The following is a 24,344-nucleotide window of genomic DNA, read 5'->3' as shown; positions in this document are numbered from 1 at the left end:
GGTGAAACAATCGTTCCTGACGATTTTTTATTCGCTGCCATCCATGGCGCTCACCCCAAGGGGCCAACGCGTTGCGTTGTTAAAAATCGTTCCAGACGATTTTTTTACGTCCCTGTGTAAATCCGTTATGATAAGCACCTGATTTTTCGTGGAACCTTGTTCTGATGCGAATGCCTGTTCAGCCTGCTTCCTTGCGGCAGTTTGTTTTACTCAGCTTTTTTATGGCATTAATCCCACTTGGGGTTTTGTTGTGGCAAAGTCATAGTGCCTTATCTGATGTGAGCCGTTATGCCATAGCTGAAGCCGAGAGTTCAGTCACTAATGTGCGCCGTGCTGAAAATATGCAAAAGCTGGTGAACGATATTGAACGTTCAGTCTTGCAATTCAGCATTTTAAAAACCGATGCCTTATCGCAACTGGCTGCCACTCATTTAAATAACTATCAACAGAACCTGGGGTCAGTTTGCCTGAACCTGAACCAGCCTGAGCTCTGTGCACAGCAACAGCAACAGCTTGAACTGTTATTTAATAGTTATCTGCATGAAAGCAATGAAGAGCTGAGCCCGATTTTACAAAAAATCCGCCAGCAGCAGGTGCAGCTGACTCAAGTGATCTGGGCATTGCTGGAACAGCGATTACAGCAGCAGCAAGTTTATGCTGAAGAAGCTCAAGGCCATTTAGCCTGGCAAACTGTGGCTTTAGTAGTGTTAACTTTGTTAATGGTGCTTTGGGCTTCGGCCCGTATTACTGCTCCGGTGAAGATGCTCGATACTATGATCCGTTCTATAGGTCAGGCCAGCCATCATTTCCCACACGATAAAGTAGATGGCCCTCGTGAACTGACCGAACTGGGTGAGCAGCTGCGTTGGCTGGCTTCTCGTTTGCAGCAATTGGAAGCCTTACGACTGATTTTATTACGTCATGCTTCTCATGAATTAAAAACGCCTTTGTCCAGTATTCGGGAGGGCTGTGCGCTGTTAAGTGAACAGTTGGTCGGGCCTTTAAATCCGCAACAAATGGAAGTGGTTAGTTTACTGAATGGCAGTGCCGATCGTTTAAGTGTGCTGACGGAGCAGTTACTGGATTACAACAAGTTATTGCAACAAGCCAAACCAGAGTTTGACTGGCACGACAGCGAAACCCTGCTGCAAAACTGTTTTAATGACCATGCGTTATCTTTGCAGCAGCGAGAGCAAAAAATAGTACTGGATTGTCAGTTACCCCGCCTTTATACCGATTCTATGTTGTTCAGACGTATTCTGGACAATTTAATCAACAATGCGCAGGCTTATGGTGCTGAAGGCAGTAATGTCTGGGTCAATTTACGTCAGCATGATAAATTTATGTTGTTAGATGTGGCGAATAACGGCACTCCTATCCCGGCTGAGCTGCGGGCTAAATTGTTTGAGCCATTCCAACGGGGTAAAGCCCCTCGTTTTGATGCGGTGCAAGGTTCGGGTTTGGGTTTATCTATTGTTGCCGACTGCGCCCGTTTATTAGGTGGTTTGGCAGAAATTATCGATGTAAGTTACGCCGACGTGTGTATTCAGGTGCGTTTGCCTTTAGTTGAGGATGTGGTATGAAAGTTTGGTTAAGTCTTGGCCTTTGTCTGGTGTTAACAGCCTGTCAGGGTGTTAAACCTGTTACTCCTGTGGTCAATAAAACCATACCCAAAGTCGAACCTGCCCAAACCCAGCAGGTAGAGCCTCCCAAAGCTGTGAAAGCTGAACTGGCTATTGCCGATGATAATTTAACCTTGCAGGCCTGGCGTGATTTCCGTGCTCAATTATTGTTGATGCCTGTAGCTGAACGGGATTTATTACTGAAAAGTTTTAAAACCAGCCCTGTGACTACCTTACAAACTTTATTAATCAAACTGCATCCGGATAGCCCTTATGCAGTGCGTTTTGCCGCTCAAACTCAATTAAATGACAAGCTGACCACTTTACCTAAAGGCCTGGCTGATTTATTGCGCTGGGATTTAGCCTATAACCAGAAACTATTAGAAAGTGAATCCGCAGTCACGGCTTTATCCCGCCTGAACGCTCAGCAGCAAGAGCAGTTAGACAAGCTGCGTAAGCAAAGCAAAGACTTACAAAAGAAAATTGACGCACTGACTCAAATTGAAGCCAAACTAAACCAGACAGGAAACTAAATCATGAGCAATGGCGCCCGGTTATTGCTGGTGGATGATGATCCCAGCTTATTGCGTTTACTTACGTTACGGCTTGAAGGCGAAGGTTATCAGGTGATCAGTGCAGACTGCGCTGAAACTGCCTTGGTATTGCTTGGCAAAAATAAAGTAGATGTGGTGCTGAGTGACTTACGTATGCCGGGTTTAGATGGCATGGCTTTATTTGATGAAATTGCCAAACGCCACGCTGGTTTACCTGTGGTATTGATGACGGCACATGGCTCAATTCCTGAAGCTGTGGCCGCCACTCAGCGTGGTGTCTTTGGTTTCTTAACTAAGCCACTCAACAACAACGATTTACGCGACATTTTAGCTCAGGCTGTGCATCAGTCTCATGTACCCAGCAAAGACGAATGGCGCACTGACATTATTACCCGCAGCAAAGTGATGGAGCAGGTGCTGGATCAAGCGTACCGCGTTGCACAGCGTGACGTCAGTGTATTAATCACCGGCGCCAGCGGTACAGGGAAAGAAATGCTGGCCAAAGCCATTCATAAAGCCAGCCCTCGTGCCAAAGGCCACTTTGTGGCTATTAACTGTGGCGCTTTACCAGAGCATTTGCTGGAATCAGAGCTGTTTGGTCACAGCAAAGGTGCTTTTACCGGCGCTGTCTCTGAGCATTTGGGCTTATTCCGCGAAGCAGACGGCGGTACTTTATTCCTCGATGAAATTGGCGATATGCCAATGCCGCTGCAGGTGAAGTTATTACGGGCTTTGCAGGAGCGGCAAATCCGACCTGTGGGCAGCACTAAAACTATTGCTATAGATGTGCGGGTATTGTCAGCCACTCACCGTGATTTAAAGCAGGCGATGCAGGAGCAAAGTTTCCGCGAAGATTTGTATTACCGTTTAAATGTGGTGAATTTGCAGTTACCCACCTTAAGAGAGCGGGCTGAAGACATTCCCTTATTGGCCCGTCATGTGCTGCAACAAAATGCAGAACGTCATGGTGTGCAGGTGAACCGTTTTTCTGAAGATGCCATGCAGGCGCTGGTGACAGCTCAATGGCCTGGTAATGTGCGTCAACTGGTGAATGTGGTAGAACAATGTGTGGCTTTAACTCAAAGCCCGGTGCTGAGCGTGGCTTTAGTGGAGCAGGCGTTATCGCAAAACCGCAGCTTTTGGCCGACTTTAAGCGAAGCCCGTGACCAGTTTGAACGCCAGTATTTAATCCGGGTGCTCAAAATGGCTGAAGGCAATGTCACCCGGGCTGCAGAGCTGGCTGGACGCAACAGAACCGACTTTCATAAACTGCTGAAGAAACATGAACTCAGCGCTTCTCAGGTGTCCGAGCAAAGCGACGAATTAGAATAGCAAAGCGATAAACTTGAATAACTGAGAGATTGATTGATGCACGAAAATTTTGAAGTAGAACCCGATGTACTGAAAGCTAAAATCATCAGTGAAACCGCCCGGATCCACTGGCTGGAGCTGCAGAAGTTTTATGCCGCAGGCTCTGTGGTTCAGGTTTCTGCACAACTGGATTTAGTGGATGTGGCTTTTGCTTTTAGTCAGGATGATAAAGCCGCAGTGCAGCACTGGTTGCACTCTGGTCTGGTAGACAGAGTGAATGACACTCAAGCTCAGCTGTGGGTAGAGCAACAGGCCGAGCTTTGGGCTGTGGTAATTTCTCCCTGGATTTTGGTGCAGGATAAAACCGCTCAAGCTCCCCATTAATCAGGCAGGTCACAGCTTTATGTATGCAGAAAATTTTCAGTTAGAGACTTACCTCAACCGCATTGGTTATCAGGGGCCTTTGGATCAAAACGCCGAAACGTTAAAACAACTGATGCGCGCCCAGCTCTTTCACGTTGCCTTTGAAAACCTCGATGTGCAGGCCGGGAAAATAGTTTCCTTAGTGCCTGAACAGATAGTCGATAAAATAGTAGGGCAAGGCCGTGGTGGGTATTGTTATGAGGTTAATGGCCTCTTTGCCATGGCACTGCAGGCTTTAGGGTTTAGCTATAAGTTTGTGGCTTGTCGGCCTATGTTTTACCCGGTGCGCCGGCCTAAAACTCATATGGTGTTGTTGGTTGAAGCCGATGGCGATGAATGGATCTGTGATTTAGGCTTCGGCAGCTACGGTATTCGGGCTCCCATTGCGTTATCGTCGTTAGAGCAAGTGCAGCACCAAGACTTCGACCAGTTCCGTTTAACCACAGAAGACAGCGGTGCTTATGTGGTTCAGGCAATGGTGGATGGTCAGTGGTTAAGTCAGTTTGGTTTTGAGCCTTATGCCAGCGAATGGGTGGACTTTATGCCAGCTAACTATCTGAACAGCACCCATCCGGATACGATTTTTGTGCAGAAGTTACTGGTAATTAAACACCACGAACAAGGCCGCGATATTCTGCTGGGTGAGCAGCTAAAACAAATACGAGCCGATGGCACAAAAGTACAGCAGTTGAGCCTTGAACAGCGAGAAGAAACACTACAGCAGCTGTTGAAGTAAAATTGGAGTTGCAACGAGGCGCAACCTAGGGGCGGGTCTTGTACCCGCCCGTCTTATGATACCGCCGGCCCCAATTTAAAAGTTAATAGCCTGCAGCCTGACCGTCTTTACGGGACTCTGAAGCGCCGTAATAAACACCGGTTTTCGGGTCTTTCATAATGGCCTGATAACCGCCAAATTCACCCAAAGCGTAACGCACGTCATGGCCTTTTTTCATCAGTTCACGGGCTGTTTCATAAGGCACACCTTTTTCCAACTGCACATAACCACCATTGGTTAAATAAGTAGCCTGAGCGTCTGTAGGTTCAGTGCTGCCCAGATGTTGCCAGCGTGCTGCGTCACCTGCTTCCTGCAGGTTCATGCCGTAATCAATCATATTCACCACAATTTGCACATGACCCTGAGGCTGCATAGCGCCACCCATCACACCAAAGCTGGTCAGTGGTTTGCCGTCTTTACTGATAAAGGCAGGAATTATCGTCTGGAAAGGGCGTTTACCCGGCTCATAGGCATTGGCGTGTTTTTTATCCATAGAAAACATCTGGCCTCTGTCCTGGAACACAAAACCTGTGCCAGGCGCAACCACTCCTGAACCCATACCCCTGTAGTTACTTTGAATAAGCGAAACCATAGTGCCGTCTTTATCGGCCGTGGTCATATAAATAGTGTCCCCTTCGTAAGCGGCCGGATTACCTGCGTCCACCCGTTTTGCAGCGGTAGCACCGATCAGTTTGGCGCGCTCTTTACCATAAGCTTCAGAAATCAGGCCTTTGATGGGCAGCTTGTTAAAGTCAGTGTCCGCATAAAATTTGGCTCTGTCTTCAAAGGCCAGTTTTTTTGCTTCTACTAAGGTATGAATACTTTCAACGCTGTTGTAACCCATAGCTTTTAAGTCGAAATTTTTCAGAATTTGCAGCATCTGTAGTGCCGCTATGCCCTGACCATTAGGGGGTAATTCCCAGACATCATAACCACGGTAATTGACTGAGACAGGTTCTACCCAATCGGAGCTGTGGTTGGCGAAATCTTCATAACGCAGGTAACCACCGTTCGCCTTCATAAAACCATCGATACTTTTGGCTATATCGCCTTTATAAAAGGCATCACGGCCGCCTGTGGCTATGGCTTTATAAGTGGCCGCTAAGTCAGGGTTTTTAAACATCTCCCCTTTGGCTGGTGCTTTGCCATTAATGGTAAAAGTACCAACAAAATCACCTGGCTGATCTTTTAAACGGGGTACAGATCTATCCCAGTAATAAGCAATCAGTTCGCTGACAGGGAAACCTTGTTCGGCATAGGTAATGGCGGGTTGCAGAATTTGGGTCATAGGCAATTTGCCAAACTTCTGGTGCATTTCAAACCAGCCGTCTATAGCACCAGGTACGCTGATGGGCAGCATGCCATAAGGAGGTAAGTCCTTCAGGCCGAGTTTTTTCAACTCTTTAGAAAGTTGTGTATGGCTTAAGCCTTTAGGGGAACGGCCTGAGGCATTTAAACCATAAATTTTATTGGTTTTACCGTCCCAGATAATAGCGTACAAGTCGCCGCCTATGCCGTTGCCTGTAGGTTCCATTAAACCTAAAGCCGCGTTAGCTGCTATAGCTGCATCTACAGCTGTGCCGCCTTGTTTCATAATATCCAGCGCAATTTGGGTGGCTAATGGCTGACTGGTGGCCGCCATAGCATGAGGCGCTATCACTTCAGAGCGACTGGCAAAGTCAGCGCCGGTAATGCGGTCATAGGCCATCAGTTGGGGTGATAAAGCAATCAGGCTGCAGAGTAAGAGTTTTTTCATTGTGGTTGTGTCTCTGAAATACAGGAGCACACAACCTAGTCAGAGAATGCTGAAATTACCAGCAGCACGCGACCAAAAGCCAGATTAGCTGGCTAAGTGTTCATTCAACGCTGCTTTTTGTTCGATGCTGAGCATTAGTTTTTGTTTAGCGCCAAAATCGTATTGCACCAACACGGCTTTACCCACAGCGCAGCATTGATTGTTTTGCCAGGCTTCCTGATGCACTTCAAAGGAACTGTTGCCAACCATGCTGATGCCAGTGCGTAATTCCACCGGCAGGCCATAAAACAATTCCGCTTTAAACTGTACACTGATGCTGGCGAGGATCAGCTTCCATTGTTTGGTATCAAGATCAGGTGTGAATAATTTGAAAATAGGATCACGAGCCCCTTCAAACCACGCCGTTAGCACTGTATTGTTGATATGACCTAATGCGTCCGTTTCATTGAAACGTGGCTGAATAATTTCTTTAAACATAACAATAACCTAAAAACTATGAATGATTTTATTGAAGTATACGATGATGTATTACCCGCCGAATTTTGTCAGCAACTGATCTCTTTATTTGAGCAAAGCCCTTTTACCACTGCGGGTCGCACAGGCGGTGGGGTCGATACCAGCAAAAAGCTCAGCACTGACTTGTATTTAAATCAGTATCCTGAGTATCACCCGGCTCTGGCTGATATTCTCCGCTACACCACCACTTATGTAGCAGATTACTTTCGCAAGTACCATTTTGCCTTAATTGGCCCTGTCAGCATGACTGTGCCTCATCCGGCTGAAAACCGCATGGTAACCATTACTGCCGATAACTACCCGCAATTAGGGGCTCCACAGGCCGATAACTTTATGCGTACTTTGTACCGGCTTGGTCCTATTCAGATGCAAAAATATCAGCAGGGTAAAGGGAATTATGGCTACTGGCACTCAGAGGTCTATCCGCAGTTACCGCACAATGAGCCACTGCATCGTACTTTGTTATTTATGTTTTATTTAAACGATGTAGCGGAGGGCGGCCAGACTGAATTTTATTATCAGAATAAAGCCATTCAACCCAAAGCCGGGCGTATGGTCATAGCTCCGGCTTACTTTACCCACACCCACAGAGGTTGTATTCCTGTGTCTGATGATAAATATATTCTGACCAGTTGGGTGCTGTTTAATCGTGCAGAACAGTTATACGGTCAGGCGCCAGAAAGCTGACTCATACCCTTGTATAGCTGTTTCATCCCCGTCGAGCCATTACAGCTCTGCTGGACTGAGTGGCTGTGCCGGACGTGCCATTTCCAGATGTGGAATATCGTCTTCCAGATAAGGTTCGCTGCAAGATATAAAACCAAAAGACTCGTAAAAACGTTGCAGATAACACTGAGCTGAAATGCGGATGTCCAAATCAGGCCAGCAACTACTGGCCACATCCAGAGCTTTATCCATTAAACCCCGGCCCAAGGCCAGACGGCGCGCTGTTTGTGATACGCAGATACGACCTAAAGCCGGGCTGTTTTCATAGCTGACACCTGGCGCCAGAACCCGGGCATAGGCTAAAATTTTATCGCCTTTTTTTAGCAGAATATGTCGGGTTTGTGGGTGCAAATCTTTGTTATCCAACTCTGGATAAGGGCAGTTTTGTTCCACCACAAACACATCCACCCTTAATTGCAGCATGGCGTATACCGTGTACGAATCGAGCTGATTAAAGCCTGCAACTTGCCATTCCATCTGTCTGTCCTGTTTTTTTCTCTAATGATTCTGGCTTTACTATACCAAAGTCGTCACATTCTTGTCTGATTGCAATATGAGCAGAAAAAACCAATAAAATAATCAGCATAGTGACCAAACTTGACGCACACTTATCAGACTCGTTCGACAGGGCAAAAGGAGTTGAAATGTGGTTAAGCCAGATAGTCCAAAAGAAACGCCATTGGCAGCAGTTGCTCAGTGTAGTGGTGTTACTGCTGGTCAATATCAGCTTTTATAGTATTGGTCAGTTACAGCAGCAGCACCGCCAGCAGCAATGGCAACAATGGCTTGTGTTGCAGCCGTTACAGCAACAGTCATGGCTGATCAGTGAACAAAACCAGCTCAAACTCTTGTCCAGCCCACCTTCGGCTGCTGCTGATTTTGTGGCTTTAGATGGTTCAAACCCCGTATTGCATCTGTCGCCTGAACTGGTGAAAGGCTGGACTGTTCTGGATTACCTGTTATTAAATTTGCCTTTTATGATCTGGCTGGGCTGGCTGTTGTGGATCCGGCCTTATCAGCAACAATTCAGGCAGGAATTACAACAACTGGAGCAGCAAACTCAGTTACTGCTAGCTCATTTAGACTTACCATTTCACAGAGAAACTAACCCAGCTACCCAATTACAGCGGGTGTTGTTAAAGCTACAAAACTGGCAAAAACGCGATAGTGAAATCCGTCAATTAGTGCGGGTGCAAGGCCTGGTGGATCACGAGCTGGCGATAGGCAACAGAGTGTTTTTTGAAAGCCGTTTAAATCATTATTTAACTGAAAGTGGTGAGGCTGGCAGTGGTGCTGTGTTTTTGGTTCAGCTATCGCATCCTGAACCTAATTTGTCCACTCTAATCAAATTACAGCGTTTAAGGGGCTGTGTTGAGTTGATTGCTGAACTGGCATCTGGCTGGCCAGATGCTGTGATGGCGAGGTTGGCTGATAACGACCTGGCGTTGCTGATCCCAGGTTTAGCCGGAAGAGAAGCAGAACAATTGGGTGATCGTATGGCACAGATATTGAGTCAGGCGAGCTTTTTTAATGAGTGCCAGGATTTTGATCTGATCCATATAGGTTTTGTTTTGTATCAGCAGGGGCAGAGCTCTTATCAGCTTATGGCTGAGGCAGATATGGCGCTAAAAACGGCGCAGTTACAGGGACCTAATGCTGCTTATGGTTTTAATGATCCACAAAAACCAAAAATCAAAGGCTCAGTCTGGTGGCGAACTGAGTTGCATAATGCGTTAAAAGAAAACAGATTTTTGCTGAGCTTCCAGCCGGTCTTTTCCTGGCAGGACAATGATGTATTGCAACATGAAGTTTTGGTGCGCCTGGCCAGCAGTGACGGTGATAAACTGGCTGCCGCGCTGTTTTTACCTATGGCGGCGAACTGTGGTCTGGTCAGTACTATAGATCAGTATGTACTGCTGAAGGTTGCTAAGCTGGGCGAAACTGAAGTGCTGGAACATTGCCGTTGCAGTGTGAACTTAAATAGCCAATCTCTATTAGATGAAGCCTGGTGGCATTGGCTGCAACAGCAGGTCAATAATGGAACTATAGTGGCCGCGGATATGGCGCTGGAATTTCATGAACATCATTTAATTAAACACTACAAAAACCTGAAGCCCAAATTGCTGCAGCTGCAGCAGTGGGGTTTTGAATTGATAGTCGACCATGTAGGCTTAAGTCTGGATGCCACTCCTTATACCGATGAGCTGCCCATTCGAATGCTAAAAATCCATCCGGCCGTGGTGCGGGGCATTGACCATCAACTGGAGCAGCAGCTGTTTATCCGGGGCTTATTGGCCTCTTGTGTAGGCAAAGACATCAAAGTGATAGCCACAGGGGTAGAGCAGGACCCTGAATGGCAATGCCTGAAAAAGCTGGGGGTTGTAGGTGCTCAGGGCTATTATTTCAGTCAGCCACTGGCGCGTCTTATCGCCCAGAACCAGTTGTCAGATTAAAAAGCTCTGCAAGCTCTTTTTATTGACCTGAGTCAGTGTCAGGAATAAGGCCTCTGTAGGCAAGCCCCTTTAATCCTTGTAATCCGCCTGTATGAAAAAAGCTCAGGCGACTGCCTTTTGGGATCTTCCCGGCTTTAATCAGCTCAAATACAGCATACAAAGCCTTGCCGGTGTAAACAGGTTCAAGCTGCACATTCTGCTCTGCAAAAGACAGGCAAAACTGCCATAACAGCTGATCAAAGCGACCATACCTGGGTTGATGTAAGGCCTTAATGAGCTGCCACTCTGGCCAGTTGCGATCTGATGGTAAAAAGGTTTTGATTTTTTCTGGCAGGCTCTGATCCTGCACTACTGCAATACCTAATACAGGCGTGGTTTTTGAGCCCCGGATTAAACCTGCCACTGTACCGCCGCTACCAACAGCACAAATGAGCATAGACGCAGGGCCAGCAGGGGTAGTGCACATATCCAGTTCACTGACGCCCTGAACCGCTGCCTCACAAGTGCCCCCCTCCGGAATATGCAGATAACCAGGGTATTGATCACTGAGTTGCTGCTGTACGTCCTGCTGATGGCGGCCCCGGTAAAACTCTCTGCTGACCCGGATCAGTTGCATGCCATAAGAGCGACATAAAGCCAAAGTGGGGTTATCTACATCAACCTCTTCACCGCGCACTATACCGACGCTTTTCAGCTTATTTTCGGCAGCCGCAGCCGCAGTTGCGACCAAATGATTGGAAAATGCACCACCAAAGGTCAGCAAGCCCTGATATTTTTGTTGCAGTGCCTGTTCTAACTGGTATTTTAGCTTCAGTATTTTGTTTCCGGATATATCCGGATTATTGCCAGGGGCATAACGCAGCCAAAGTTCAGTCTGATGCTCATGCAAAACAGGGTGGTGCAGCTTTTTCCACTGCACATAAGACGTTAGAATCATTGTATCTTGTCGGTGCGGAACGAAATTTTTATCATTTTTATCGTTTTTGTGATAATTTACAGTTAATAAAATTAAGAAAGCACAGTAGGTAGTATTTGCCGTTATGTTAACAAAGCTATTGGCGCAATTAAAATTTACCAGAAAATCAGGCAATTCGTTTGCTGGCGTTCATCTGTCTGCCAATAGTTTAAAGGTTGTGGTGGTCACTCAGCAATCCACAACAGAGCAAAAGGTAGAACAAGTATTCCAGGAACAGTTCAGTTCTGCGGCACAATTGTCTGCTGCTTTTAAAGCAGTAGCGGCAAAATTACCACCTGATTGTCAGTGTACCTTAGTGATCCCTCCTGAACGTTATATGGTGCTGCAGATCGATAAGCCAGCTGTGCCTGATGAGGAAATCTCTCTGGCCTTGCCTTGGACTATCAAAGATTTAGTCACTCTGCCTGATGACGATATGGTGCTGGACTACCTGGATCTGCCGTTGCAAAACCAGTTACAGGGTATCAAAGTGAATGTAGTGGTCAGCTCTAAAAGCTGGCTGGCCGATATAGTGGCCTTATTTGTGCAAAACAAATTGCAATTAGTAGGAATCCAGCCGGAAGAATGGTTAGCCCGCAACCTGTTGCCAGCTAAACATCAGGCGCTGATGCTGGTGTCGCATCAGCCGGGTCAGGATTTAGCAGTGCAAATTCTGCAGCAAGGGAATTTATGTTTTTCCCGTCGTTTACGTGGCTTTAATCGCCTGGATCAATACAGTCTGGATGAGTTACAGCAGGGCGTTTTTGATAACTTACTGCTGGAACTTCAACGCTCTATTGATTACTTTGAGGGCCAGCTCAAACAAGCTCCGGTCAAGGAAATTGCGTTGTTACTAGCCAATTCGAATCAGGCCGGAGTGGTGCAATTGTTTGTGCAAAATGGCTTTTCTCAGGTATTTGCATTGTCAGCGCAAGAGGCTGGAGTAGAGATGTCTGCTGAACAGTTTAGTTCATATTGGTTGGCTCTTGCCGGTGCTGTTGAACCTTTATGCGCTCAAAAGGAGGTGAACCTTGAAGCTGCGGGTTAACCTTTATGTTCAGGCGTTGCAGCCTGTTAAAGAAAAAATCAGTTTAAAGTTAGTAGTCGGCACTACTGTAGGCCTCGCTGTTGTATTGTTGGCTGCGGGTTTGGTCATTAATCTGCAAACCGATTCAAAAAAAGCTGAATTAACAGTGTTGCAGCAGCAAGTAAAAACACAGGAACAACAGCTGGCTCAGTTGCAAAAGAGTGTTGGCAATCGTCAGCCCTCTGCTGTTCTGGTAAAGCAGCATACTGAACTGACCCAAATCATTGTACAAAAGCAAAAGTTGCTGAACTTTGTGCAAGGTGAACAGCTGAAAACCTCAGTGCAATATTCTCCTGTATTTCAGTACCTTGCCAGCATAGATCCACAGGGCTTGTGGTTAGATGGTTTTAGTTTAAATGCAAGTTCCAGTCAGTTTAGTGGTTATGTCACAGCACCTGAATTGTTACCACAATGGTTAACTCAACTCAGTGGTACAGCCTTTTTCAAAGGTCATACCTTCTCTCACTTTGAAATCAAACAAGCTGAAAACACTGAAGCTTTGGCTTTTAAAGTAACGTCTTCTGCAACAGGCTCAGCCGAAGCGGAGGTAACACCATGAGTGCATGGCAACAGCTGTCCGATCGTTTCAGAGCGTTAAAAGAACGGGAGAAGTACACAACTCTTATTGGAGCCTTACTGCTATGTTTGTGGCTTTTTCTGCTGCAATTTTTAGTGCCTGCTTTTGAAGAACTGAGAAAAGTTGAGCTGCAAATGAAAGGCGCCGCTATGACAACGCAGCAACACAGCAATACTTTAATTGCTCTACAGCAACAAGCCGGTACAGATGTAGACGCCAGTTATAAGCAGGAAGTTGAGAAACTGCAACGCCAGGAACAGGAGTTGCAGCAACAGATTTCTCAGCTAACCAGTTATTTTGTAGGTTCGGAGCGCATGGCGCTGGTACTGCAAGATGTGTTAAAAAGTAGCAACAATGTAAAATTGAAATCGATCATTGCTAATCCACCAGTGCCTTTAACCTTCGCCGATCAAGGTTCTGACAACAAAGCTGTTATTTATCAACACTCGACTGTTGTTATCTTAACGGGGGATTATTTTGCATTAACTGCAGTGTTAGAGCGGCTGGATAAATTATCCTGGTCTCTGGGCTGGCAAAGCATTGATTACAAGGTAACCGAATACCCTGATGCAGAGCTTACTTTGCAATTACTGACTGTGAGTGACAATGAAAGTTATATTAAGTTGTAGCCTGTGTTTAGTTCTGAGTGCGGCTGTTGAGGCAGCCTCAGACCCAACCAAACCTGATATGGCGATGGCTGTAGTTGTCAGTGCAACTGAAGCAACTACTGTTATGGCCGATCAGGGAGCCAAGTTTAAACTGGGCTTGATCAAAAATGTGCAAGGGCAACATATGGCGTTGATCAACGGTCAGTCGGTGAAACAAGGCGATGAAATTGAAGGCTATACAGTGATGAGCATTAACCGGCAGCAGGTTGTGCTACAACAGGCGAATGAACGTTTAACTTTAAATTTGTTTAAAGCGATGAAAACTCAATGAATTATTTTAAGAAAAACTATTTCACATTAGCTTTCATCAGCCTGGGTTTAGCTGGCTGTCAGGGTATGCAGGATACTAAAATCCCACAGGGTGCGCAGATAGCTTTAGCTGAACAGCAAAAACAATCCCAGGTTGCGGCAACTGTTGTACCTGACAGCGTGACTCAGGATTTATTGGCTTTGACCAGTCCTTTGCAGCAAGCTCAGCCTATGCAGCAACGTTTTAACGTGGCCGCAGCGAATGTGGATGTAGCTGACTTTTTTACTTCCTTGGTGGCAGATACAGATTACAGCGTTGCTATTCATCCGGCTGTTTCGGGCCAGATCACGCTGGATTTAAAACAAGTCACGTTAAACGAAGCTTTTGCTGTGATAGAACAGTTGTATGGTTACCATATTAAGCAGGTTGGCTCAATTTATAAGGTGATGCCCGGTGGCTTACGCACTGAAACTATTGCCGTGAATTATTTGCTGATGCAGCGTTCCGGCAGTTCCTCTATTTCTGTGACTGCTGGTGGCATTTCGTCATCTCAGGGCGGTAACAGCGGCGGTAATTCAGGTGGTAATAACCAAAACAGTAATCAGAGCAACAACCAGAATAACAACAACCAGAATGGCAACCAGAACAGCCAGGGCGGCTCAGGCAATGGCAGTTCAGTGCAAAGCTCCAGCCAGACCGATTTCTGGAAAGATTTAAAAGAAGCCATTACAGGCGTGATGGGAGCAGGCCCTGATCGCGCTGTAGTCATTAGTCCGCAGGCTGGTTTAGTCACAGTGCGGGGCTTACCTTCAGAAATAGAGGCTGTTCGTGCTTATTTAGGTCAGACGGAAGAAAGCTTGCAGCGCCAGGTGATACTGGAAGTGAAAATCATTGAAGTGACCTTAAATGATGATTACCAGCAGGGGATCAACTGGAGCCAGATCGCCAGTACCATTGGTTCAACAGATATCAACTTCAGCAATAATACCTTTAGTCTGGGTAATAATATTACCGCTCAGGTGGGTGGCTTGGGCCGTATAGGTTTTGAAGGCGACGATTTTAGTGGAGTGATCAATCTGCTTGAAACTCAGGGTAATGCACAAGTGTTATCCAGCCCCCGTGTGACTGCCATTAATAATCAAAAAGCTGTAATTAAAGTGGGTTCTGACGAATACTATGTCACAGGGGTTAGCAGCAGTTCTAATGTCACTGATACCGGAGGCACAGGTACTGGAATCACCCGAGATGTGCCTATCCCTGAGCTGCAACCCTTTTTCTCTGGTATAGCTTTGGACGTAACGCCGCAGATCAATATAGATGGCGATGTAATTTTACATGTACATCCTTCGGTGTCCGAAACCACAGAACTGAGTAAATCCATTAATCTGGGCGGAAACAGCTCTTTCAGCTTGCCTTCTGCTCAAACCAATATCCGTGAGTCCGATACTATAATTAAAGCCCGTAACGGTGAGATTGTAGTCATTGGTGGTTTGATGCAGTCCACCATCAGCGACAGCGAATCCAAAGTCCCGGTGCTTGGCTCTGTGCCTTTGTTTGGCAAGTTGTTCACTAATATCAGCAAGATAGAGCGGAAAAAAGAACTGATTATTTTGATAAAACCTACAGTATCGACCAGCAGTGCTATGAAGCAACAGATAAAGCAGTCTGCTGATTTGATTGATCAATGGTATCCGAAGAACTGACTATGTTGTATTTACGCCATTTTGGTTTACAGCAAACCCCTTTTAGTTTGACTCCAAACACGGCGTTTTATGTTGATTTGCCCCAGCATCATGAAGCCTTGGAGGTGCTGACCACAGCTTTGAACGTAGGCGAAGGTTTTATCAAAGTGACTGGCGAAGTGGGCACTGGCAAAACCATGTTATGCCGTAAGCTGATGAACGAAGCGCCGGATGACTGGGTAATTGCTTATATTCCGGATCCTTATTTGTCGCCTGTTGAATTACGCTGGGCCTTTGCCACCGAATTGGGATTAAAACAATCAGACACTATAGACAATCAACAGCTTGTGCAGTTGTTACAGCATTGTCTGGTGGCGCTTGCCGCTGAAGGCAAAAGAGTAGTGCTTATTATCGATGAAGCCCAGGCTTTGCCTGACGATACGCTGGAAGCCTTGCGATTGTTAACTAACCTTGAAACTGAACAGCGTAAATTATTGCAGGTGGTGTTGTTTGGTCAGCCAGAGCTGGATAAACGATTAGCCAGCTACAAGTTCCGTCAGTTACGTCAGCGCGTCAGTTTCTCCTATTTTTTGCGTGGCATGTCTTATTACGAAGTGCAGGCTTATATCAGCGCCCGTGTTGATATAGCCGGCGTTCGACAACCATTGTTTTCACCCGGCGCGTTAAAAGCTATCTGGAAATACAGCAGAGGGATCCCACGTTTAGTGAATGTATTAAGTCATAAAGGTCTGATGCTGGCTTTTGGTGAAAATAAGCTGCAGGTGGATACCCGGCATTTACGTTATGCCGCAAAAGATACTGAAGATGTCAGAGATCATAACGCAAGCCTGAACCCTATATGGCTGGGAGTTTTAGTGTCATCCCTGATGATTGCAGCTGCTGCTGCCTGGCATTTCAGGGGGTTGTGGTTATGAGTGTCATTAATAAAATGTTGCGTGATTTAGACAAGCAACAAGAGCAGCAACACCACAGAGGCTTCGCCAGCTTTAAACCAAAACCTAAGTCACACTGGCTGTTGTGGGCATCTGTGCCTTTAGCTTTATTGGCAGGCTGGTGTGGTCAGGCCTGGTATATGGAGCGTTTTTCTATCAAAACAGATCAGGCAGCTACTGTATCCGAAGTGCAACAAGGTCAGGTGCATCCATTGGCTGCTGTAGCAAAGCTGGTTCCTGAAGTGCAACATCTGGCTGCGGTAACAAACCCAACACCAGGCACAACAGAACAAGTGGTTAGTTTGCAGGATGTGGTGGCAAGCCGTATATCTCCTGAGCTGGCTGCTGAACTCGGAAAATCAAAGGCGGCCAAACCTGTGGTCGAGGTTGAACCTAAGCTAAAACCTTTTGCCAGTCAGCCCGTTGCAGCAGAGCGGGTGGTGCAGGTACAGATGCGTCAGCCAGATGAAAGCCTAAAGAGTGCGGAGCCTGTATCTGAGCTCTTTGCAAGTACTGAAGTTCAGGTCAGTGAATTTGATCAGGCGGCTGAGTTTGTGCCTGAGCAGGAAAGCCTGGCAGAAACTAACTGGAATCACAGTGCCCCAGAAGTAAGCAAACCTCGTTCTCTGGCGATTGAAAAAGTACAACTCAGCCCACAGCAGCAAAAAGATTTATTGATGCAAAAAGCCAAAAAGGCCGAATCCAGCGGCAATCTGACTCAGGCTGTCAGTCACTGGCAACAAATTCGTCAATTGGAACCTGCGTCCAGTCAGGCTTATTTAGAGTTATCCCGTTTGGCGCAAATTCAGCGTAATGATGAAGGCGCAGTACAGATACTGGAACAGGCCAGTGCTGCAGGTGTGCAGGATCCTAAAGTCTCCATGGCATTGGCCGCTTTGGCTGTTAAACAACAGAATTGGACCAAAGCACTGAGTTATTTAGAGTACGAACCTGATATCTTAAATTACACAGATTTTTATGCACTAAAAGCTGCGGCTTTACAAAAAACTAATCAGCATGCGCAGTCAGTGCAGGTATTCCAACAATTGGCACGGCAGCAACCAGAACAGGCTCGTTGGTGGTTAGGTATGGCATTAAGTTATGATGCTATGCAACAACAGGAACAGGCTCTGCTGGCCTATCGTCAGGTGGCAGTAAACGGCTTTGGCTTATCAGCGGCCAGCCTGGACTATGTAAAAAAGCGCATCGCGGCGTTAGAGTGATTTTATGTTAAAACCCAGACTGAAAATGCGACTTGGCGACCTGTTGGTGCATGAAAACATCATCAGTGAACAACAACTGCAGCAAGCCTTAGCTCAGCAGCAAAAAACTGGCCGCAAGCTGGGTAGCAGCCTGATTGATATGCAGTTTTTAACTGAAGATCAGTTGCTGCAGTTTTTGTCTCAACAGCTCAAAGTCGATTTATTAGATATCAGCCAACAGCAAATTGATCCTAAAGCTGTGGCTTTATTACCTGAAGTGCATGCCCGCCGTTTCCGGGCTTTAGTGCTGGAAGACAGAGGCAGTTCTGTATTGCTTGGCATGAGTGACCCGGCTGATTTGTCAGTGCTGGATCAAATAGCGCCAATGCTGGCGCCGAAAGAAATTTCTATTGCGATAGTGCGGGAAAGCCAGCTGATCAGCGCTTTTGACCGCTTGTACCGTCGTACCAAACAAATCGAAAGTTTTGCCACCCAGCTCAAAGAAGAGTACGCCGAAACCGATATTCTGGATTTTGGTGCGCTCAATGACGCCACTGACAAAGACAATACCATTGTTAAATTGCTGCAATCTATTTTTGAAGATGCAGTACAGGTGCGGGCTTCGGATATTCATATAGAGCCTGATGAAAAGCTGCTGCGTATACGTCAACGTGTCGACGGTGTGTTACAGGAAAGCGTATTAAAAGAAGTCAGTATAGTGCCGGCTTTGGTGTTGCGGTTAAAGCTGATGGCCCAGCTGGATATATCGGAAAAACGTTTGCCGCAGGATGGCCGTTTTCAGATCAAAATTAAAGGCCGTACTATAGATGTGCGGATGTCGACTATGCCTGTGCAATATGGCGAGTCTGTGGTGATGCGTTTACTGGACCAGTCGGCAGGCTTGCTGACCATGGAACAAACCGGTATGCCGGATGCGCTGTTAAAACGTTTACGCCGGATTTTAAAAACGCCCCATGGCATGATTCTGGTGACTGGTCCTACAGGTTCAGGTAAAACCACCAGTTTGTACGGCATGCTGAGCGAGCTGAATAAAGAAGGTAATAAAATTATTACCGTTGAAGACCCGGTGGAGTACCGTTTACCCCGCATTAATCAGGTGCAGGTGAACCATAAAATTGGCCTGACGTTCAGTAACGTGTTAAGAACCAGCTTACGTCAGGATCCGGATATCATCATGGTGGGTGAGATGCGGGATCAGGAAACCGCAGAAATTGGTTTACGTGGCGCTTTAACGGGTCACTTAGTGTTATCCACTTTACACACCAACGATGCCATCAGCAGTACCTTGCGTTTAATAGATATGGGAGCAGCTGAGTATTTAGTGGCCAGCGCGTTACGGGCTATTCTGGCGCAGCGGCTGATCAGGCGTTTATGCGCTCATTGCAAAACAACCTATACCCCGGATCCGTCTGAAACCAGCTGGTTACAATATAAACATATAGCGCTCACTCAGCAGTTCTGGCGTAGTGAAGGCTGTCAGAACTGCAATAACACAGGCTACTCTGGCCGTATTGGTGTCTTTGAATTACTGGTGATGAACCGCGAACTGGCTGATGCATTACGCCGTGGTGATGCCGAAGGTTTTGCCATAGCAGCCCGTAATAACGAAGGGTTCCGGCCTTTGGGAGATATGGCGCTGGATTATGCCATGCAGGGCCTGACCAGTATCGAAGAAGTGATTAAGGTGTCTGAATACCTGGAACTGGAAGAGCCGGTCCAGAGCAGCACAGGTAACGGTGTCGGCACTGCAGAGCAGGAAGCTGACTAATGGCAACCTTCAGCTATACAGCAAGAGACAGGCAAGGCCAGTCTGTCAGCGGTAGCATTGAAGCAGGTAGTGAAGCTGCGGTAGCGGATATGTTGCTGCAACGAAGCCAAACCCCTATTAAAATTAAGTTGCAGGAAGAAAAACAAGCCAGCGCCGCCATCGTCTGGCCCTGGCAGCAGGTCAGTATGACCGAGCTGATTATTTTCGCCCGTCAGATGTACTCCCTGATGAAAGCCGGTATTCCCATCATCAGAGCTATAGTGGGTTTAGCAGAAAGCACCAGTTCTACAGCATTAAACACAGTGCTGCTGGATTTAGCTGACCAGCTGGAAAAAGGCCGTACTTTATCAGCCGCTATGGCACAGCATCCAAAGATATTCAGCCGTTTGGTGGTTTCCATAGTGCATGTAGGTGAAAATACGGGTCGTTTGGATGAATCCTTTTTGCAACTTTCCGGCTATTTTGAGCAGGAAATGGAAACCAAAAAGCAAATTAAACAAGCAACCCGTTACCCCACTTTTGTACTTATTGCCATCAGCATAGCTATGGTGATTATGAATATTATGGTGATCCCTCAATTCGCAGGTATGTTTGCCAAATTTAATACTGAGTTGCCCTGGGCCACTAAAGTACTGCTGGCCAGCTCCAACCTCTTTGTGAATTATTGGCAATGGATGGCAGGGGTCGTTGTGGGGCTTTTATGGGCATTAAAGCTGTATTTACAAACAGACAAAGGCCGCTACCAATGGAGTTACTGGAAACTGAAAATGCCACTGATGGGCACTATTTTAGTGCGCGCCAGTTTAGGGCGTTTCAGCCGCAGCTTTGCCATGATGCTCAGAGCAGGTGTGCCTTTAACTTCAGCTTTAACACTGGTGGCTGAGGCGGTCGACAACGATTATATGGCGGAAAAAATCCGTGACATGCGAAAAAACATCGAAAGGGGCGAAAGTTTACTGCGTGTTTCGGTACAAAGTGAATTATTTACACCTTTAGTACTCCAAATGTTAGCTGTAGGCGAAGAAACAGGCCAGGTTGACGAAATGTTGACGGAAGTTGCCTCATTTTATGAGAGAGAAGTGGCATACGACTTGAAAGGACTTACAGCAAAGATAGAACCTATTTTGATTTCAGTAGTGTCTGCAATGGTGCTTATTTTAGCTTTAGGTATCTTCACACCTATGTGGGATATGTTGAATGCCTATAAGGGTGGTTAGTAAATAATCGGTAAAAATGAAAAAAACAGAAGACAAGCTGGGAATAGTGGGTAAAATAAGCGCAATTAGCGATAAACTAACAAAAAAAGATGTGGAGTTAACAAAATGAGACGACAGAGTGGTTTCACTATTATCGAAATTATCATTGTGATAATTATTTTAGGCTTATTGGCAGCCACAGCTTTACCTCGCTTCCTGGATGTGGTGGATGACGCTGAAGACGCCTCACTGGAAGGCGTCACTGGTGGTTTTGCGACATCTGTAGGTTTAGTACGTGGTCAATGGGAAGTGGCTGGCCGTCCAAGTGGTTCTTCAGCCAGTGGCAGTACTGGTACTAACCAGGCCAACTTGACCTTTGTGACTATCGATAACCGCAGAGTGGGCGTGGACGCCAGTACAGCTCAGGTTTTAGGTGGTTTCACCCGTGGTTATCCTACAGCTGGTGTAACTACTGCAGCAACTGCAGCAGTAGTGAGCGGCACCGCAAACAACACCCAGGTGGCGAACATGACAGAAGCACGTTGTCTGGAAGTGTTTAACCTGTTATTACAAAACCCACCTGCAGCCATTGTTGGCACTGGTGCTACTGCTGCTACTTTAGCGCAAAATAAATTTGTTGTTGTGGAAGGAACTGGTACTGCTGCTAACATCTGTTTCTATTTCCAGACGTCAGGCAACGCCGCTGTGCCGACGCCACCAGCAACTGCAACAAACAACGTTCCAACCACTGTTGCATTCAACTATTTTTGGTACAATCCAGCGACTGGCGTAGTGAACGCTGTTCGTAATAAGCCATAAAGAAATTTTTTTAACGAGGTGAAGTATGAAGACATTAAATAAACAACAAGGTTTTACGTTAGTAGAACTGATTATAGTCATAGTAATTTTAGGTATTTTAGCTGTAACAGCAGCGCCACGGTTTTTGAATTTCCAGGGCGATGCAAAAGCTTCAGTATTAGCAGGTGTTGAAGGCAGTTTGAGAGCGGCCATAAGTCTTGTAAATGGCAAAGCGTTAATTGCTGGTCAGAATACTGCGGCTTTAGCCTGTTTTGAAGCTAATAACGTACGTGCTGCGCTTCAAGCTGAAATTGATGCGACTCCAGCAGCTCCTGCAAATACAAATTGTGCTTCAGGGGTTGATGTAGCTTTCGGTGCGCCTGATTCTGATGTTACTTCTTTACAAGCAGTAGCTGACTTCCCAAATAATTTCGTATTACATGATACCGAGTCTGCTACAGCTTTGAATTTGACTCCAGCTTTAGTGGTAGCTGCTGGCAATGTAGATATGGCTGCAAATCTGGCTGACTTAACTGCAGGTAACTGTATCGTTCGCTACACTGCTGCAACTGCAACAACTGCAGCAACAGTAGAATTAGTTAATGAAGATGAATGTGAATAATAGTTAAAGTCTGAGGTGAGCAGTGCGAAAGACATCAACAGGCTTTACTCTTGTTGAACTTATTATTGTCATAGTACTGCTGGGTATAGTATCTGCTACAGCATTACCTAAGCTTTTTGGTAATGCTGGTACCGACGAAATTACGGCGCAGGACCAGATGATTTCTGTTCTGCGCCGTATGCAAATTCAGGCCATGCAGCAGACTAATACTGCTACATTTTGCCATCAGCTTATTCTGACTCAAACCCAACTGGGTTTTCCGAATGTTTTGCCCTGTGACCCCACCGAAACTAATACTCAATTAACAGCTGGGGCTAATCAAAACTCTGGTCTGCAGTTTATGCGTCCGGCCAATAGCTCCCTAGGTTTAAGCTTGTTTAATACTGCGTTACCTGCGGGTGGAACTAGTCAAACCTTACCTTTCCTGTTTAGATTTAATTCTTTAGGTCAGCCTGTTACTAATGCTGGTGCAGTGATCTCAAGCGGCTTGCGTATTGAAATCACTGATGTGGTGACGTACCGCATTTGTATTGAACGAGAAGGTTATATCCATCCATGTTAAAACCTTCAGATGTTGCCTCACCAAGACAACAAGCTGGTTTTACTTTGGTAGAGCTAGTGATTGGCATGGTAGTGTTGGCGATCGCTTTAACAGTAATTACAGGGGTTTTAGGCCCTTTGTATCAGCGCAGCACAGATCCATGGCATCAGGTACGGGCGGCAGAGTTAGGCCATAGTTTTATGAATGAAATTATGGCGCGTTCTTTTGATGAACAATCTGATCGTGCTGATGGTTCTTACCGCTGTGATGCACTAACAGAACCTACACCTGTTACTCCCTGGCCTTGTACTGATGCAATTAATTTTGGTCCTGAGGCGGGTGAAACCCGTATTTCATTTAATGATGTGGACGATTTTCATAATTTCTCTGCCAGCGGTGATGCTATTACCAATATTCTGGCAAACCCTCTGACAGGTTTGTACAGCAATTATCAGGTCGCTATTGATGTGGCCTATGATGGAAACTTTAATGGTGTAATGAACGAGGTCGATCCTGCTGAGCGTTTAGCTAAACGTATTCTGGTCTCTGTAACTACTCCCTCAGGTGAGGTGATCCAGTTTGCGGCCTACAGGAGCAATTGGTAATGTGGTATCGCAGCTCTGGTTTTACGCTGGTGGAAATGATTCTGGTGATTGTGGTTATGGGGATCCTCGCCACCGCAACGACCAGCTATTTAGGACTGGGCGCCCGAATGTACGCCGAAAGCAGTGACAGAGACAAACTATTAAGCCAAAGCCGTTTTGCTGTAGAGCGTATGGTCAGAGAGCTGAGGAATGTGGTCCCAAACAGTGTCAGAGTGGATACCAGCGGTAATTGCATTGAGTTTATGCCTCTGCTCAATGCCGGACGTTATGTTTCTATTCCTGTCACCCCTGCTACTGCAGCTGTGGTTCAAATTTTCAGTCACTTACCTGCTGCTGAGTGGAATGTACAAGCAAACGATTACCTGACCATTTACCCTACAGAACCTGCTCATATTTATAATCCGGCATTAGGTAGAACAGTGCGTTTAACCGGAGCAACCAATACCAACCCAATTCAATTTACTTTTCCTTCCACAAGTTTTCCTGTTAGTTCTCCTAGTAACAGGTTGTATGTATTCCGTTCCCCAGTTTCTTATTGTGTGCAAGGTAATCAATTGTTTCGTTATGGTAATTATGTTTTGCAAGCCTCACAACCGGCTCCTGGAAGTGATTTGGCAAACGGTGTGCTGATGGCTGAGGGTTTAAATAATCCAGGCAGCATCCCCTATTTTGTGTTTGATCAGGCAGTGCTGAGCAGGAATTCAGTAGTACACTTATTTTTATCCTTTGGCTCTGGTTTTAATGACGACCTGTTTTTTAATCAAGAGGTTCATATTCCTAATGTGCCTTAATCAGAGCAGCTCTTTTGTCTGCAAGCAGCGTGGCAGTGCTTTAGTAGTGGCTGTCTTTATTATCATTGTAATGGTATTGCTAATTGGATCTCTAACACAACAGCTCACCAGCAGTAGTGAAAGTGTGTCGTACGAAGTGTTAGGCACCAGAGCTTTTCTGGCGGCTCAATCTGGTATGGAACGCGGCTTGCAAATTTTATATGGGCTTGATGCCGCCATTCAAACCAGTTGTGCCAACCCGTTGTTTTCACAGAATTTTGAACTCTCGGCTGTTGATGGTTTAAGGCAATGTCAGGTTCAGGTGAATTGCACAGCTGCAACCAGTAGTCTGGACTCTTCTACTACGCATTTTTATCTGACCAGCACCGGAACCTGCGGTGATGTGGCCTCTGTCCAAAGCTCCCGTACTATAGAAATGGAAGTATGGCAGTAGTGGGTGCTATAACTAACAGACAGTTATTGATTGAATTAATGCAGTTGCCCTCTGGCAAA

General features: G+C 46.2%; 26 protein-coding genes. 22 read left to right on the top strand and 4 right to left on the bottom strand.

The window, feature by feature from the left end; all coding sequences use genetic code 11:
• The first annotated feature begins 164 nt into the window (after positions 1-164).
• From RHEIN_RS16990 to RHEIN_RS16970, 5 genes are read left to right on the top strand one after another with little or no spacing between them, the layout of a single operon-like run.
• Entirely contained in the window at positions 165-1,583 is a 1,419-nt protein-coding gene (locus RHEIN_RS16990) for a sensor histidine kinase (protein WP_008900216.1), read from the top strand.
• Entirely contained in the window at positions 1,580-2,155 is a 576-nt protein-coding gene (locus RHEIN_RS16985) for a hypothetical protein (RefSeq protein WP_008900215.1), read from the top strand. The genes RHEIN_RS16990 and RHEIN_RS16985 overlap by 4 nt, the downstream gene beginning before the upstream one ends.
• Before the next feature lie 3 nt (positions 2,156-2,158).
• A complete protein-coding gene (locus RHEIN_RS16980) occupies positions 2,159-3,508 on the top strand; it encodes a sigma 54-interacting transcriptional regulator (RefSeq protein ID WP_008900214.1) in 1,350 nt (449 codons plus the stop codon).
• Between the two features lie 36 nt (positions 3,509-3,544).
• Positions 3,545-3,871 (top strand): DUF2288 domain-containing protein, encoded by a 327-nt coding sequence (locus RHEIN_RS16975; protein WP_008900213.1) that lies wholly within the window; start codon positions 3,545-3,547, stop codon positions 3,869-3,871.
• Positions 3,872-3,890: 19 nt separating this feature from the next.
• Entirely contained in the window at positions 3,891-4,646 is a 756-nt protein-coding gene (locus RHEIN_RS16970; RefSeq protein ID WP_008900212.1) for an arylamine N-acetyltransferase family protein, read from the top strand.
• A gap of 82 nt (positions 4,647-4,728) precedes the next feature.
• Here RHEIN_RS16970 and ggt read toward each other — a convergent pair whose 3' ends face one another.
• Positions 4,729-6,441: a gamma-glutamyltransferase gene (gene ggt / locus RHEIN_RS16965; RefSeq protein ID WP_008900211.1), complete on the bottom strand. Its 1,713-nt coding sequence runs from the start codon at positions 6,439-6,441 to the stop codon at positions 4,729-4,731.
• 84 nt (positions 6,442-6,525) lie between these two features.
• Complete coding sequence (locus RHEIN_RS16960) at positions 6,526-6,918, bottom strand: acyl-CoA thioesterase (RefSeq protein ID WP_008900210.1); 393 nt, start codon at positions 6,916-6,918, stop codon at positions 6,526-6,528.
• Positions 6,919-6,936: 18 nt separating this feature from the next.
• Between RHEIN_RS16960 and RHEIN_RS16955 the strand changes: the two genes are divergently transcribed.
• On the top strand, positions 6,937-7,644 hold the full coding sequence (locus RHEIN_RS16955; protein WP_008900209.1) for a 2OG-Fe(II) oxygenase: 708 nt from the start codon (positions 6,937-6,939) through the stop codon (positions 7,642-7,644).
• Positions 7,645-7,683: 39 nt separating this feature from the next.
• Here the strand turns inward: RHEIN_RS16955 and RHEIN_RS16950 are convergent, their stop codons facing one another.
• Entirely contained in the window at positions 7,684-8,160 is a 477-nt protein-coding gene (locus tag RHEIN_RS16950; protein WP_008900208.1) for a GNAT family N-acetyltransferase, read from the bottom strand.
• A gap of 167 nt (positions 8,161-8,327) precedes the next feature.
• Between RHEIN_RS16950 and RHEIN_RS16945 the strand changes: the two genes are divergently transcribed.
• Complete coding sequence (locus RHEIN_RS16945) at positions 8,328-10,136, top strand: EAL domain-containing protein (protein ID WP_008900207.1); 1,809 nt, start codon at positions 8,328-8,330, stop codon at positions 10,134-10,136.
• A 19-nt stretch (positions 10,137-10,155) separates the two neighbouring features.
• Here RHEIN_RS16945 and RHEIN_RS16940 read toward each other — a convergent pair whose 3' ends face one another.
• Positions 10,156-11,073 carry a 1-aminocyclopropane-1-carboxylate deaminase/D-cysteine desulfhydrase gene (locus RHEIN_RS16940; RefSeq protein ID WP_008900206.1) on the bottom strand — a complete coding sequence of 306 codons (918 nt, stop codon included), beginning with the start codon at positions 11,071-11,073 and terminating at the stop codon, positions 10,156-10,158.
• Between the two features lie 103 nt (positions 11,074-11,176).
• Between RHEIN_RS16940 and RHEIN_RS16935 the strand changes: the two genes are divergently transcribed.
• The 15 genes from RHEIN_RS16935 (at position 11,177) to RHEIN_RS16865 (ending at position 24,285) form a co-directional block, all read left to right on the top strand.
• Entirely contained in the window at positions 11,177-12,139 is a 963-nt protein-coding gene (locus tag RHEIN_RS16935; protein WP_008900205.1) for a hypothetical protein, read from the top strand.
• The gene (locus RHEIN_RS16930) at positions 12,123-12,737 is read left to right on the top strand and encodes a PilN domain-containing protein (protein ID WP_008900204.1); all 615 of its coding nucleotides are present in this window, start codon (positions 12,123-12,125) and stop codon (positions 12,735-12,737) included. The genes RHEIN_RS16935 and RHEIN_RS16930 overlap by 17 nt, the downstream gene beginning before the upstream one ends.
• On the top strand, positions 12,734-13,384 hold the full coding sequence (locus RHEIN_RS20525; RefSeq protein ID WP_008900203.1) for a hypothetical protein: 651 nt from the start codon (positions 12,734-12,736) through the stop codon (positions 13,382-13,384). Before RHEIN_RS16930 ends, RHEIN_RS20525 begins: the two co-directional genes overlap by 4 nt.
• Positions 13,362-13,694, top strand: a complete 333-nt coding sequence (locus tag RHEIN_RS16920; protein WP_008900202.1) for a hypothetical protein — start codon at positions 13,362-13,364, stop codon at positions 13,692-13,694. Before RHEIN_RS20525 ends, RHEIN_RS16920 begins: the two co-directional genes overlap by 23 nt.
• On the top strand, positions 13,691-15,376 hold the full coding sequence (gene mshL, locus RHEIN_RS16915; protein ID WP_008900201.1) for a pilus (MSHA type) biogenesis protein MshL: 1,686 nt from the start codon (positions 13,691-13,693) through the stop codon (positions 15,374-15,376). Before RHEIN_RS16920 ends, mshL begins: the two co-directional genes overlap by 4 nt.
• Positions 15,358-16,290 carry an ExeA family protein gene (locus RHEIN_RS16910; protein WP_008900200.1) on the top strand — a complete coding sequence of 311 codons (933 nt, stop codon included), beginning with the start codon at positions 15,358-15,360 and terminating at the stop codon, positions 16,288-16,290. The genes mshL and RHEIN_RS16910 overlap by 19 nt, the downstream gene beginning before the upstream one ends.
• Entirely contained in the window at positions 16,287-17,531 is a 1,245-nt protein-coding gene (locus RHEIN_RS16905; protein ID WP_008900199.1) for a tetratricopeptide repeat protein, read from the top strand. The genes RHEIN_RS16910 and RHEIN_RS16905 overlap by 4 nt, the downstream gene beginning before the upstream one ends.
• A gap of 4 nt (positions 17,532-17,535) precedes the next feature.
• On the top strand, positions 17,536-19,299 hold the full coding sequence (locus RHEIN_RS16900; RefSeq protein WP_008900198.1) for a GspE/PulE family protein: 1,764 nt from the start codon (positions 17,536-17,538) through the stop codon (positions 19,297-19,299).
• Positions 19,299-20,516 carry a type II secretion system F family protein gene (locus RHEIN_RS16895; RefSeq protein WP_008900197.1) on the top strand — a complete coding sequence of 406 codons (1,218 nt, stop codon included), beginning with the start codon at positions 19,299-19,301 and terminating at the stop codon, positions 20,514-20,516. The genes RHEIN_RS16900 and RHEIN_RS16895 overlap by 1 nt, the downstream gene beginning before the upstream one ends.
• A 105-nt stretch (positions 20,517-20,621) precedes the next feature.
• On the top strand, positions 20,622-21,314 hold the full coding sequence (locus RHEIN_RS21375; protein WP_008900196.1) for a prepilin-type N-terminal cleavage/methylation domain-containing protein: 693 nt from the start codon (positions 20,622-20,624) through the stop codon (positions 21,312-21,314).
• Between the two features lie 25 nt (positions 21,315-21,339).
• Positions 21,340-21,915 (top strand): prepilin-type N-terminal cleavage/methylation domain-containing protein, encoded by a 576-nt coding sequence (locus RHEIN_RS20520; RefSeq protein WP_008900195.1) that lies wholly within the window; start codon positions 21,340-21,342, stop codon positions 21,913-21,915.
• A 22-nt stretch (positions 21,916-21,937) separates the two neighbouring features.
• Positions 21,938-22,477 (top strand): type II secretion system protein, encoded by a 540-nt coding sequence (locus RHEIN_RS20515; protein ID WP_008900194.1) that lies wholly within the window; start codon positions 21,938-21,940, stop codon positions 22,475-22,477.
• Positions 22,471-23,061 (top strand): type IV pilus modification PilV family protein, encoded by a 591-nt coding sequence (locus RHEIN_RS16875; protein WP_008900193.1) that lies wholly within the window; start codon positions 22,471-22,473, stop codon positions 23,059-23,061. The genes RHEIN_RS20515 and RHEIN_RS16875 overlap by 7 nt, the downstream gene beginning before the upstream one ends.
• A complete protein-coding gene (locus RHEIN_RS16870; RefSeq protein WP_008900192.1) occupies positions 23,061-23,852 on the top strand; it encodes a prepilin-type N-terminal cleavage/methylation domain-containing protein in 792 nt (263 codons plus the stop codon). The genes RHEIN_RS16875 and RHEIN_RS16870 overlap by 1 nt, the downstream gene beginning before the upstream one ends.
• The gene (locus tag RHEIN_RS16865; RefSeq protein WP_008900191.1) at positions 23,842-24,285 is read left to right on the top strand and encodes a hypothetical protein; all 444 of its coding nucleotides are present in this window, start codon (positions 23,842-23,844) and stop codon (positions 24,283-24,285) included. Before RHEIN_RS16870 ends, RHEIN_RS16865 begins: the two co-directional genes overlap by 11 nt.
• The last annotated feature ends 59 nt before the right edge of the window (positions 24,286-24,344 follow it).

The sequence above is a fragment of the Rheinheimera sp. A13L genome, assembly GCF_000217935.1.
Lineage (GTDB): Bacteria > Pseudomonadota > Gammaproteobacteria > Enterobacterales > Alteromonadaceae > Pararheinheimera.
Note: the sequence above shows the minus strand (reverse complement) of the source record. Positions and strands in the feature narration are given on the sequence as shown.